The sequence below is a fragment of the Heliorestis acidaminivorans genome (assembly GCF_008933955.1).
GTDB lineage: Bacteria > Bacillota > Desulfitobacteriia > Heliobacteriales > Heliobacteriaceae > Heliorestis > Heliorestis acidaminivorans.
Genome location: NZ_WBXO01000006.1, coordinates 153,040 through 165,018 on the forward strand (window position 1 = coordinate 153,040; position 11,979 = coordinate 165,018).

Annotated in this window: 12 protein-coding genes; 3 read left to right on the forward strand and 9 right to left on the reverse strand. The window is 40.8% G+C overall.

What is annotated here, in order from left to right; translation table 11 throughout:
- Nucleotides 1–10: 10 nt before the first annotated feature.
- The 6 genes from F9B85_RS09560 to F9B85_RS09585 form a co-directional block, all read right to left on the reverse strand.
- On the reverse strand, nucleotides 11–1,036 hold the full coding sequence (locus tag F9B85_RS09560) for a glycoside hydrolase family 113 (RefSeq protein ID WP_151620293.1): 1,026 nt from the start codon (nucleotides 1,034–1,036) through the stop codon (nucleotides 11–13).
- 147 nt (nucleotides 1,037–1,183) lie between these two features.
- Complete coding sequence (locus F9B85_RS09565) at nucleotides 1,184–1,561, reverse strand: phage holin, LLH family (RefSeq protein WP_151620294.1); 378 nt, start codon at nucleotides 1,559–1,561, stop codon at nucleotides 1,184–1,186.
- Between the two features lie 212 nt (nucleotides 1,562–1,773).
- A complete protein-coding gene (locus tag F9B85_RS09570) occupies nucleotides 1,774–3,075 on the reverse strand; it encodes a tetratricopeptide repeat protein (RefSeq protein WP_151620295.1) in 1,302 nt (433 codons plus the stop codon).
- Nucleotides 3,076–3,127: 52 nt separating this feature from the next.
- Nucleotides 3,128–3,631 carry a hypothetical protein gene (locus F9B85_RS09575; protein WP_151620296.1) on the reverse strand — a complete coding sequence of 168 codons (504 nt, stop codon included), beginning with the start codon at nucleotides 3,629–3,631 and terminating at the stop codon, nucleotides 3,128–3,130.
- A 36-nt stretch (nucleotides 3,632–3,667) separates the two neighbouring features.
- Nucleotides 3,668–4,435: an SIR2 family NAD-dependent protein deacylase gene (locus tag F9B85_RS09580; RefSeq protein WP_151620298.1), complete on the reverse strand. Its 768-nt coding sequence runs from the start codon at nucleotides 4,433–4,435 to the stop codon at nucleotides 3,668–3,670.
- A 53-nt stretch (nucleotides 4,436–4,488) separates the two neighbouring features.
- Nucleotides 4,489–5,448, reverse strand: a complete 960-nt coding sequence (locus tag F9B85_RS09585) for a diacylglycerol/lipid kinase family protein (RefSeq protein WP_170270380.1) — start codon at nucleotides 5,446–5,448, stop codon at nucleotides 4,489–4,491.
- Between the two features lie 292 nt (nucleotides 5,449–5,740).
- On the opposite strand from F9B85_RS09585, the gene F9B85_RS09590 reads away from it, so the two are divergent.
- The 3 genes from F9B85_RS09590 to F9B85_RS09600 all read left to right on the forward strand — a co-directional run bounded on the left by F9B85_RS09590 (nucleotide 5,741) and on the right by F9B85_RS09600 (nucleotide 8,142).
- Nucleotides 5,741–6,508 carry an ABC transporter ATP-binding protein gene (locus F9B85_RS09590; RefSeq protein ID WP_170270382.1) on the forward strand — a complete coding sequence of 256 codons (768 nt, stop codon included), beginning with the start codon at nucleotides 5,741–5,743 and terminating at the stop codon, nucleotides 6,506–6,508.
- The gene (locus F9B85_RS09595; RefSeq protein WP_151620304.1) at nucleotides 6,505–7,272 is read left to right on the forward strand and encodes an ABC transporter permease; all 768 of its coding nucleotides are present in this window, start codon (nucleotides 6,505–6,507) and stop codon (nucleotides 7,270–7,272) included. Before F9B85_RS09590 ends, F9B85_RS09595 begins: the two co-directional genes overlap by 4 nt.
- Nucleotides 7,273–7,368: 96 nt before the next feature.
- Entirely contained in the window at nucleotides 7,369–8,142 is a 774-nt protein-coding gene (locus tag F9B85_RS09600) for a hypothetical protein (RefSeq protein ID WP_151620306.1), read from the forward strand.
- Between the two features lie 183 nt (nucleotides 8,143–8,325).
- Here the strand turns inward: F9B85_RS09600 and katG are convergent, their stop codons facing one another.
- From katG to F9B85_RS09615, 3 genes are all read right to left on the reverse strand, one after another.
- The gene (gene katG, locus F9B85_RS09605; RefSeq protein ID WP_151620308.1) at nucleotides 8,326–10,530 is read right to left on the reverse strand and encodes a catalase/peroxidase HPI; all 2,205 of its coding nucleotides are present in this window, start codon (nucleotides 10,528–10,530) and stop codon (nucleotides 8,326–8,328) included.
- A 62-nt stretch (nucleotides 10,531–10,592) separates the two neighbouring features.
- A complete protein-coding gene (locus F9B85_RS09610; protein WP_170270384.1) occupies nucleotides 10,593–11,411 on the reverse strand; it encodes a transposase in 819 nt (272 codons plus the stop codon).
- 164 nt (nucleotides 11,412–11,575) lie between these two features.
- Entirely contained in the window at nucleotides 11,576–11,878 is a 303-nt protein-coding gene (locus tag F9B85_RS09615) for a group II intron maturase-specific domain-containing protein (RefSeq protein ID WP_279237755.1), read from the reverse strand.
- Nucleotides 11,879–11,979 lie beyond the last annotated feature (101 nt).

An 11,979-nucleotide genomic window follows, 5' to 3' on the forward strand; every position in this document is an offset into this window, starting at 1 on the left:
ATGTGCCACCTCATCGTTCCGACCATCTACTTTGAATAGAACGTAGAGCTCCTATCCAAGGCGTAGCGGAGACTTCTACAGGCGCCTGTCTAATGATAGCTTCTGCTTTTTTGCCAACAGGGTAATAAAGCGATTGGGGCAAATGAATCTGAAAAACAGAAGCTCCCAAAAACCAGCTATGATGCCAAAAAACTCTAAAAAAAGCAGAAAAACAATCAGCTTGCTCCTGTTCATTTATAATATCTGACGGTTGAACACTCCAGGGCTTTTGATTAGTACCAGCACGGTCTACATAACCTACTTCGCCAAAAAAGATAGGTTTTTGCCAGCGCTTTTGCAACATCTGCACTTGCTCCACAATAGGCTGTTGCCGAAACTGCCGTGTTGAGCGATACCAACTATCAATTAGCGCTTTTTCACCTGGAGCATTGCTGTTAGTTAATTCAAAATAAGCTGATATAGATATAAAGTCTAGGTGACCAAAAAGTGGATTCTGCAGTTTACGATAAAACTTAAAAATCGTCCAAGGGCTATGCCAAGCAGAGTACCACCATTGTGTTCGATAAGTTATCTGACCTCGATAAATTAAACGTATCTCCTTAATCAGCTTTATCCACTGATCTGGATAAGGCTCTAGATGATGGATGCCATCAGATATAACAAGTTTCTCAATACCGTGAGACTGAGCAAAATGAGCCGCTTGGAGACAAATAGAACCCCACTGTTCAAACCAACTGTCAACATCATCAGGATTCCACGCTGTTTCAGCCAATTCTCCTTGCTGAACCCAGGGGAAAGGCTCTAAGAAAAGATCAACACCCATTTGACGTAAGCGAGGCAAGTTATTTTGAACATATTCGAATGCTTGAGGATGAAGTGACATCTTAGCCTGGTAAGGATCAGGTACATCAACGCGCAAAGGGACATTCAACGTATTCAATTGAAGTTTCTTTACATTTTCTAAAGGTATAGTTATATCATCCATTAAATGAGGTAAGAGATTTCCTGATTTGATCTTCCTCATTTTTGACACCATGATCACCGTCCTTTGTCACATCTTACTCCCTTGTCTTGACTCTCAATACAACGAAAAAAAGTCTCTCGCTATTCCTTAGGAAATAGCAAGAGACTTCTGCTAATTTTTTTCGTTAGACTACAGTAATAAAGAAGATGTACTGCATAACTACTGTTCTTCAGTTAAAGTCTGTTCTGAAAGAGCCTTTATCAGGCCAGCCTGCTTTGCTTCTTCGTAAGCCCATTCTATAAGGGCTTCCATTTCATCGCGTTCTATAGGCATACCGCGGTTAGTTAAAGACTTATGAAGATATTCTAAAGCTTTCTCGAACTGTTCCGACCCTGATAAATCACCAAAGCGATTTCTAGCAAAAACTACAGCACTACGAGCAAAATAAACTAACATTTCTCTTTGCTGTTCTGTTGTCTTACTCTGTATATAATCTACAATAGCGGGCCCAAAATTACGCATTACAAAAGTAACAATCGCAATAAGACCAAAGATTAAAATATACATAGCAATGACCATTAAATCTCCATACTGCATAGATACACCCCGTTCTGTTCGGATCTTGCTCTATCTTATGCAGTAGGCCAAAAAAGTGAAAAAAAAATAACCTGCTCAACATTGGCAGGTCACATAGATTGGATGTGAGAAAAGAAGGTTAATGTAATTATATAGCTAATCTTGCATACTGTATCTACGACTTTAGGCCCTTTTTTTGCAGGTCTTTGGTCCTAAATTATGGTCTTAATTTATTACTCTTCCGCCCAATCATGACCATACCAAAAAACAGCCCCTTGCTCTAAAAGCTCCGTAGCCTCTGGCTCTTTCTCCCTGCGGAATAAAAGAAGAGCAAAGCGTAGGTAGACTCGACCATAGTCATCGTCACTATAAGGCTCCTGTGCTAATAACTCTAAAGCTTGCTCGTACATTTTTTGGCTTTCTTCTAAGTCTCCCTTTACTTCTGCTAGTTCTGCTAAGACAAGCAAAGCTTCTAAAGCATAGTCTTGTAAAGCTAATACTTCTAACCAAGCTTGATAGCACTCTTCAAAAATTGTTATGCTTTTCTCTGACTTCTCTAGTGCATAAAACCAAGCAAAAAAAGCTCTTGCCAAGAAAAGAGCCAGATGACTATCATTTTTTTTGCGTAAGTTTGCTCTTTGCAACCAGTAAACTGCTTTTTCCCATTCTCCACTACGCAGATAGCTTTTGCCGATTAAAGCTTCTACTTTAGGTTTATCCCAAATAGACAGATAACGATTTCCTTCTTCAAGAAGCGGTAAAAGAGAGTGTTGAACTCTCCCTTCTTTTAGAGCCCATGAAGCAAGATTACGATAAATAGCTACTTTTTGATGGTCTGTCAACAAAGTTCTATCTTGCCTTTGCAATTGATCACAAAGCCACTCTACATCTTCTTCTGATAAAGCTTCTTTGTATAATCGTGCTTTAAGCAACCTTTCTTGACAACGCTGGTGGACTTCTGTTTCCGCTGGATAACGACCTGCTTCCCAAAGATAATAACTAATTACTTCGTTCAGATCAGAACGAAACCACGATAAAGAAGCAAAGTTCTCGTCCTCAGCCATTATAGGTCGGCTATCGTACTCTACTAGTAGGGATTCTGGAATTTGTAAAGCTTGCTCATATATTTGAAGAGCTTCTAACTCTAGGCTTTTTTTCTCACCGTAAGCTAAAGCCAGAGTCCAAACGAGAAAAGGATTATCTGGAATCAGCTCTTGGCAATAACGGTATAAAGGCAAATAACGCCAATCGACGCCCCTATAGCCGATATCACCATGACAACGTAGTAAGAACCAGAGGCGATCAGAGCTTTCTGGATCGGCTTTATCTATATAAGGTAGATCGCTACAATAGTAGGGATCCCATAGTTCCGTAATCTTGTAAAACCAATCATGATCGCCCCTAAGAATACTTAAGGCAAGGGCAACTTTTGCTTCCGTAGCATCTTCATCCCAAGCTACAATCTTGCCAGCCAAACCATAGCGCCTTGTTGCCAACAATAGTTTCAGAGATTGGCTGATTTTGTGACCATCCATATTGTCCTATCAACTCCAGCCCTCTTCCTTGCAACCTCCATCTTTTTGACAATCAACCAAAAGGATCATCAAATCCACCAAAGTGGTCGTCAAAGTTCTGATCATGATTATCATCATAGTAATCATCTTGATCACCATGATCGTCATAATTATCGTTATCTAACAACATTTGCTGTTCATTAGCAAACTGTTCAAATTCATCGGCACTAACAATCCCTTGATCGACTAGCTCTGTTTTGAGCTCTTCTAGAGAAAGATTTTGCCATGCTTCCACATTTTGCTCCTCAATTCTACCTTGATTCCAAAGATTGAGGAGCAAAGCACCTACGAGTGCTCCTCCTGCAAAAGCCATGAAATTGCCAGGATCGCGAAGACTGCGCTTTTTGTAGTAATCCCCATCATTAGTCCTACTACCATCATACCCTCCAGCCCTATTAGACCTTGAGCTCATAAAATCTTGCTCAGGTCGTTGCCGCTGTTGGTGCTCTTGGCTAGGCTTTTTAGTTAAAATATAAAAGATAAAAATAACAAAAAGAAGCAGAATCAAAAGAGTCATTAAGTCTTCTCACCAGCCTTTCTTATAGATTCTTAACTACTTCACTTTCTGACTATAAGAAACTAGGACGGGCAAGATTTCCCCGACTAACCCTTGAAATAAAAAGTCTGCTTCCTCATCATAAACAGTTGGTTCAAGATTAATAATCACAAGTGTACTATCATTACGTCGGTGACTCAGCAGTGTATTTGCCGGCGTTACAGTCAAAGAAGAGCCTAAGCAAAAGATAAGATCGGCCTGACTCATCCAGACTTGTGCTTTGCGAAATTCTTGCATGTCAAGAGGATCGCCAAAAAGTACGACTTTTGGTTTTAAGATGCCACCACAATCACAAAGTGGCACAATCTTCTGCTGAATTTTTTCTTTGATGCCATTCATGCTTTTGGTAGTTCCACACTTTTGACATACTGCGTAACGTAGATTGCCATGTAACTCTACAATATTTGTTGAACCAGCTTCTTGATGGAGTCCATCGATATTTTGAGTCGCAATTCCTACCCATTTGCCAAGCTTTTTTTCTAGATCTGCTAAGGCTTGATGACCTTGATTCGGTTTGATATCAGACCATGATAAGAAAAGTTGACTAAAATAATAGTAGAACCGCTCTGGTTGACGTGAAAAGCAAGAGCGCGTAATAGCCTCTCGTACTTCAGAATTCTGCCAGAGACCATCAGTACTTCTAAAGTCCGGTATACCTGATTCGGTAGATATTCCAGCACCACTTAAGACGGCGATTCTTGTAGCACTTTGCACATGCTTGGCACATTCTTTAATCTTCCTAACCTGATCAAGTGGTAAAGTCATCTACTATCACCCCCATTTAGTATACCAAATAATAACTCCTTGTGACCATTGCCTTAGTTTTTTGAACGCAATCGTAGCTTTTTTTTCCCACTAAGTTCAGGAACAAAAACTTCTAAAGCACTTGGAAGAACTTGTACGTCCCAAGGTAAAGCAGGACCAATCTCTCCGTCTAGATCTGTTTCCATATCATCTGGTCCTTGAAGAATATAGCGTTGGGCCTGGTGATATGTCACTAATGGAGAACGGACGTGTTCACCTTGTAATACGCTGAGAAAAAGTCCTACAAACTCACTGATGGAACAGGAGCGGAAAACTACTAGATCAAGTAAAGCATCGTCAATTTGAGCTTTAGGTGCTAATTGCGGAAAACTACCTGCTCCAGCACTATTTAGAACGAGAAAAAGCAGTGTATCACCTTCATATATCTTTTCCCCTCCTGGAAGCTGGACTTGTAAAGGAAAAGGACGAAAATCTGGTAATTGCTCAAGTGCTTTGAGGTAATAGGCAAATTTCCCTAACTCTTGTTTGACAGCCTGATCTACTTTATGGGAAACATCTGTAAGCAATCCACCGCTGGCTACATTCAGAAAAAAACGGCCTGCTAAAAATCCTGCATCGATTTGCTTCTTCTTGCCTTTGACAATAATATTACAAGTATTTTCTATATCTTTAGGAATAGAAAGATAAGAAGCTAGATCATTGGCCGTCCCAGCTGGAATGATCCCTAGAGTTGGTGCTTTACGACCTTCTTTAGTTAGTGACACTAATCCATTCATGACTTGATGAAGCGTACCATCACCGCCAACAGCAACGACGGCTGAGCACCCTTCATCAATGGCTACTCTTGCTTCTGTCGAGGTTAACTCCGCTTTACCTTCTGTCCGATAAGTAAGGACCTGCCAACCGCCACTTTGCAGAATTCGAATAGCCATATCTAAACGTGTGCGAAATGCGGCCAGCCCAGCTTCTGGATTGTATATTAGCTTTAAACGCTTTCTACTTTTTGACAGCACTACCTTCCTCCTTCTCAATAACGCCTTAGGAAAAAGCACAAAAATATATCAAGCAGACTAATACAGCAGACTAATTAAGTTATTATAATTATACGTTATTATTGAAGAATAACCAAATTTAGGTTAGTAAATTGGGAAAAAATCTTGGCAAAAAAGATAGTTTTGCGTATAATCTTATTAGTTAGGTTCGGTGGATAGCACAAAGAGTTGCATATTAATAAGGCATCGTACAAGATAAGGTATCGGGGATTAGCCGATACCTTTTTATTTTTTACTAAGGAGGTTCTTTTCATTGTTACCAAAAGACGAGTACATTTCTTTGTCTTCTTATACTCCTTTATTGCAATGGGATGACCTGTCCTTTTCCATTCCCGATAAGGGAGCTACTTCTACTACTATTTTGCATAATATTACTGGAACACTAAATAGTGGAGAAGTTGTTGCTATTATAGGTCCTTCAGGATCTGGAAAAAGCACTTTCTTAAAACTGCTCAATCGTTTGTTAGAGCCTACTAGAGGTAAAATTCAATATAAAGGACAAGCAATTGACAAGATAGCTGTTACAGAATTACGCCGTCAAGTCGCTTATATCAGCCAACGGCCCTATTTGTTCCCTGGTACTGTGGCTGATAATTTAGCTTATGGAGCGCAATTGTGGAATCTAGACTATGATGGGGCAGAATGGTTAGAGAAAGTTGACTTATCACCTACTCTTTTGACTCAACAGGGAGACAACTTATCTGGTGGAGAGCAACAACGCCTTGCTTTAGCTCGTTCACTGCTTCTAGAACCATCTGTCTTACTCCTTGATGAACCTACTTCTGCTCTAGACATTCATGGGACAGCACTTATCGAGAACTTAATTTCTTCATATCTTCACGGCGAGCGAGCTGTTCTCTGGGTTACTCATGATCCAAAACAAGCTAAAAGAATTGCCCATAGAATCTTTCTCATGGAACAAGGTAGACTTCTATATGATTTATCAGTAGAAGACTTCTTCTCATCTAATGCACCAGAAAAAGTTAAAACTTTTCTAACTGTCAGGGAGGGAAACTATTGAGTCCACTTATTCTCCTGATAAGTCTTTCCTTTGTAGCTATAGCCTTGTTCATCTCATATAAAGAACAGCTAGCCTTAGAAAAAGATTTACTAGTTGGTACTATACGAGCCTTTATACAACTCTTCGTAATTGGCTATGTCTTACAGCTAATCTTCGATCTTCGCTCTCTTACAGGCATTCTTTTTATTTTAGCTCTAATGATTTTAGTGGCCAGTCAAAATGCATCACAAAAATCATCTTTTCTTCCACGATCCATTGCACTTACCTATATCCTTGGCGCACTTCTATTTGCTGAAATTACGACCATGGGCTTACTCTTGATTCTGCAAATTGTACCAGTTGAACCACAATACATTATACCAATTAGTGGTATGATCATTGGTAATGCTATGATTGCCGCCGGCCTCACTTTGAGTCGCCTACAGTCAGAATTGGCAAGTCAAAAAGGTCTAATACTTACAGCCTTAGCCCTCGGCGCAACAGGAAGACAAGCGGCCTCTTCTGCTATCAAGCAGGCCCTTCGTGCTGGTATGAGTCCAACTATAGACAGTATGAAAACTGTAGGGTTAGTTCAATTGCCAGGTATGATGACAGGCCTGATCATAGCTGGAGCAAGCCCAATTGAAGCTGTAAAATATCAGATACTAATTATTTTAGTTATTACGGCCTCAACAGCTATAGCCAGTATTACCGTTGCACTTGGTTGCTATAAACCTTTTTTTACCTCGCAACATCAGCTTTCTAATTATTATCCAAGGCAATAATATTTTTGATATTTTTATTACAAATCTGTTTTAGCTTTCTAAAAACCGTTGTATACTAGATATAACAATAACTTTGTAAAGGACGGTTTGATAAAAATGCGTCATAAAGAATACCTTTCGGCGCAGGAAAAGGCGTTGCAAGAACTAGACGCAGAGTATCTTCGCTACAGAAAAGCCTTAGAAACAGCCTTTTCTACAGCCGAGACTATGGTAGAAAAAGCTTTACAGCCTCTTATTGAGGAAATAGTAACTCTCCGCCTAACTGTAGAGAAAAATCTACCTAGTACTAGTAAAACTGAACAAGAAGCTCAAGCAGAAGGTATGGCAAAAGAAAAAACTCTATTTGAAATAGGAATCAAGGAGATTACCTTTCCTGATGTAATTAAGCCTGTAATAGCTTTATCTAAAGAAGAAAAACAAGCGCTCTTAGGACAGAAAAGCAAGCGTGGACGGAAGAAAAAAGTTATTGATGCTACAGCAATAGAAGCCAAAAAAGAAAAAAGCTCTCGCATTCGCTGGGGCAGTACGGAAGAAGAAATCAAAAAAACAGTTTTCGAGAAACTAAGCAATTTGGAAAGCCAAGGGCTTGAAATTAACGTAAACAACATAAAAAGTCAATATGCCAGCATGATGCGTTATCTATATGGAAATGATGCTATCTTCAAAGGTATCCCTGCTCTGATGGAAGAGTATGAGGCCTTAAAGTCAAGTAATTCTGAGCAGAAACGGCTAATCTTAGTTAAGAATGAAGTCAATACTGCTAACTTAGATGAAGAAGTAAGTGCCAATGAGCAAGTAGATACTTCTGATGATAAGGTTCATGATCAGATTTTAAGAGAAGATTACAACGAGGAAAAAAATACTGATTAGTTTTCTGAGTTTAAGAAAACTGTTGTAAGTAGAAAAAGCACCGAATAGGTGCTTTTTCTACTTGTTGCATTTAGTTAAAATTATCGTTGTGCTTAAAAGCTATTAGATCGAGAAAAACCTTCACTACTTCGGGATCGAACTTTTTCCCTGATTCTTTTTTTTATAATTCTAATTGCTTCAGCTTTACTTAAAGCTTGACGATAAGGCTCGGTCAAAACGATCTGCATTCATCACTTTGTTCCATGCACCGATAAAGTCGTGAAGGAACTTCTCTTTCGCATCATCACTTGCATAGACCTCTGCAATGGCCCGCAGTTCAGAATTAGAACCAAAGATCAGGTCAAGGCGAGTCGCCGTCCACTTGAGTTCATTCGTCTTGCCATCTCTGCCCTCAAAAGTATCGCCATCTTCAGCTACGGCTTTCCACTTAGTGTCCATATCAAGCAGGTTGACGAAGAAGTCATTAGTCAGACTTTCAGGAGTCTTAGTAAATACACCATGCTGTGACTGCTTGTAATTAGCATTTAGTACCCGCATGCCGCCAATCAAAACAGTCATTTCAGGTGCCGTCAATCCCAACAGTTGTGCGCGATCGACAAGCATTTCTTCTAAAGAGACAGCATATTTGGCTTTACTATAGTTACGGAAACCGTCTGCTTTTGGTTCAAGAACGGAGAATGATATGACATCAGTCTGTTCCTGTGATGCATCGGTGCGACCTGCTGTAAATGGAACAGCTACATCAAAGCCAGCATTCTTAGCCCCTTCTTCAATACCTGCGCATCCAGCTAATACAATTAGATCGGCAAGAGATACTTTCTTATTGTCTGATTGTGCACTGTTGAAATCACTCTGGATGTTTTCAAGAACTTGCAGTACTTTTTGTAATCGTTCTGGTTCGTTTACTGCCCAGTCCTTCTGAGGTGCCAGACGAACACGTGCTCCATTTGCACCTCCCCGCTTATCAGAACCACGGAAGGTCGATGCTGATGCCCAGGCTGTAGAGACAAGTTCAGAAATCGATAGGCCTGAGTTAAGGATTCTAGCCTTAAGTTCTGCCATGTCCTGTTCATCGATCAGTTCATGATCAACTGCTGGTAGGGGATCCTGCCAGATCAGTTCCTCAGAGGGAACTTCTGGACCAAGATAGCGCGAGAGGGGGCCCATATCGCGGTGCGTCAACTTAAACCAAGCACGAGCGAAGGCGTCGGCAAACTCATCGGGATTCTCTAGGAAGCGCTTCGAAATGGGCTTATAGACGGGATCCATTCTCAGAGCGAGATCGGCAGTAGTCATGATCGTTGCATATTTCTTGGATGGATCGTGACCATCTGTTACAAGATCTCCTTCCTCGGGCTCCGTTGGCACCCATTGCCAAGCTCCTGCAGGGCTCTTCACGAGATTCCAGTCATATTTGAAAATAATCTCTAAGTAGCTATTATCCCATTTTGTCGGGGTAGGGGTCCAGGCTCCTTCGATACCGCTTGTGATCGTATCACTGCCTTTACCACTACCGAAGCTATTCTTCCAGCCAAGTCCCTGTTCTTCAATACTAGCGGCCTCTGGCTCAGGACCTACATGGGTGGCACTTCCTGCGCCATGACATTTTCCAAAGGTATGACCGCCTGCAATCAAGGCAACAGTCTCTTCGTCGTTCATGCCCATGCGTGCAAAAGTATCGCGAATGTCTTTACCGGAGGCTAGAACATCGGGTACGCCGTTCGGTCCTTCAGGATTAACATAAATCAGACCCATCTGCACCGCTGCCAGAGGATTTTCAAGATCCCTTTCTCCAGAATAGCGCTTATCACCAAGCCACTCGTCCTCGGCACCCCAATAAATATCCTCTTCAGGCTCCCAGATATCTTCTCGACCACCGGCAAAACCGAAGGTTTTTAACCCCATAGACTCTAAAGCGCAATTACCTACAAGAATCATTAGGTCAGCCCAAGAAATCTGCTTTCCGTACTTTTTCTTGATCGGCCATAACAGACGACGTGCTTTATCAAGGTTTGCATTATCAGGCCAACTGTTTAGAGGCGCAAATCGTTGACTTCCCGTACCTGCACCACCTCGGCCATCTCCCAATCGGTATGTACCAGCACTATGCCAAGCCATGCGGATGAAAAGAGCCCCATAATGACCGTAGTCAGCAGGCCACCATTCCTGTGAATCCGTCATTAGAGCATATAAGTCCTTTTTCAGTGCTTCTAAGTCAAGTTTCTGAAATTCCTCAGTATAGTTGAAGTCTTCCCCCATAGGGTTTCTCTTCGGTGAGTTCTGGTGAAGCATTTTAAGATTCAACTGGTTCGGCCACCAGTCACGATTCGTCGTGCCACCACCAGCAACACTTTTCTTCGTCATTCCTGTTACAGGGCATTTGCTCATCCATATTCCTCCTTGTAGAATATCCATTTATCAAGAGTAGTTCCTATTATTATAGTGTGTTATCAGACATTTTGCAAGGGCCATAGAAGGGGTGGCAGGGGGACGTTTCGCATGGCGAGGGAGAACTTCTTTTTGCCATTAATTACATGTTTCGACGTTTTTGTGAAAATCCCTTCTATTGCAATGGAAAACTCACAAGCGCCAGTCGCCTCTTTTATTTTTTTTAGAATCTCCTTTCTTGTTGCTATGTCCATTTTTTCAAAACCAGACGTATCTATGGATGAAGAAATAATCTCTTTCAAGCCTTCATCTGTATACCTTTTTTGAGGCTCATACTCAAGACACTTATCATCATTTTTTTCTTTCATAAATGTCTTAAATTGTTCAATGTTATTGAAATAGTTAAGGGCAAAGGTGGTTTCAACTATTTTTTTATTATCTTTAATAAACTCATTATAACTACTCCATTGATAATCACCCAGAGCTTTTACCATTCCTGCTTTCAAAGGATTTTGATGGATATACCTTAAAACTGTAAGAAAATATGCATCCTTATCAACAGCTTCACTCTTAAATCTATTCTGAAAAAGGTGACCAACCCTACCCATTTTAATATTATGATATTGCACATAACCAACAGCTATTCTTTTCACAATATCACCTATTTCATGCTTTTCTGTTTCTTTAAGCAAAAGATGGACATGATTTGTCATCAGGCAGTATGCATATACTGTAAAATTAACCTTCTCCTTAGCTTTTTCAATATACTCAAGAAATTTCTTATAATCTGATTCATTTTGAAAAATATCTCGCTTATCAATGCCTCTGAGCATAACATGATATATTCCTGTCTCACTTTTTCTTCGAGCTGTTCTCGCCATAAACATCACTCCAAAGTATGGCTTACCGCAACAGAATATAGTGGCAAACGAAGCGCCTCCGTGCTTCGCGTATTTCGGTGGCAAACGGTTGAGTAGATAAGGGGAATTTCACCCCAAATCTCTCTCAGAACCGGACGTGAACCTCTCAGCTCATCCGGCTCCCACTATCCAGTCGGTGGAGTTATTCCCCATTGCCAATGTGTAAACATTTTTGTTTCTCTTTTGGCAATTTTCCCGAGCCAATGTGTCGCACATCGCTGGTGTCTCTTTAGCTTCTTGTATTTACATTGCACCCATCGCACCAATGCTCGGTTCATGTGTTTTAGTACTTCATGCATTTCTGACTTGTAAAAGCGTCCATAGTAATTTATCCAACCTCTAATAACTGGGTTGACTTTTGTCGCTATTTCTTCAAGGGTCCTATTTGATCTCCAGTTCATGCGCCAGTCTCTGATGGTTTGGCGCATCGCTTTCTTTGCCTTGTTGCTGACTGACCCGTACCCGATTTGTTGAACACCTAAGAGTGAGATAAAATACTCTTAGGGAGGGCGATGAAAATGCCAAGAAA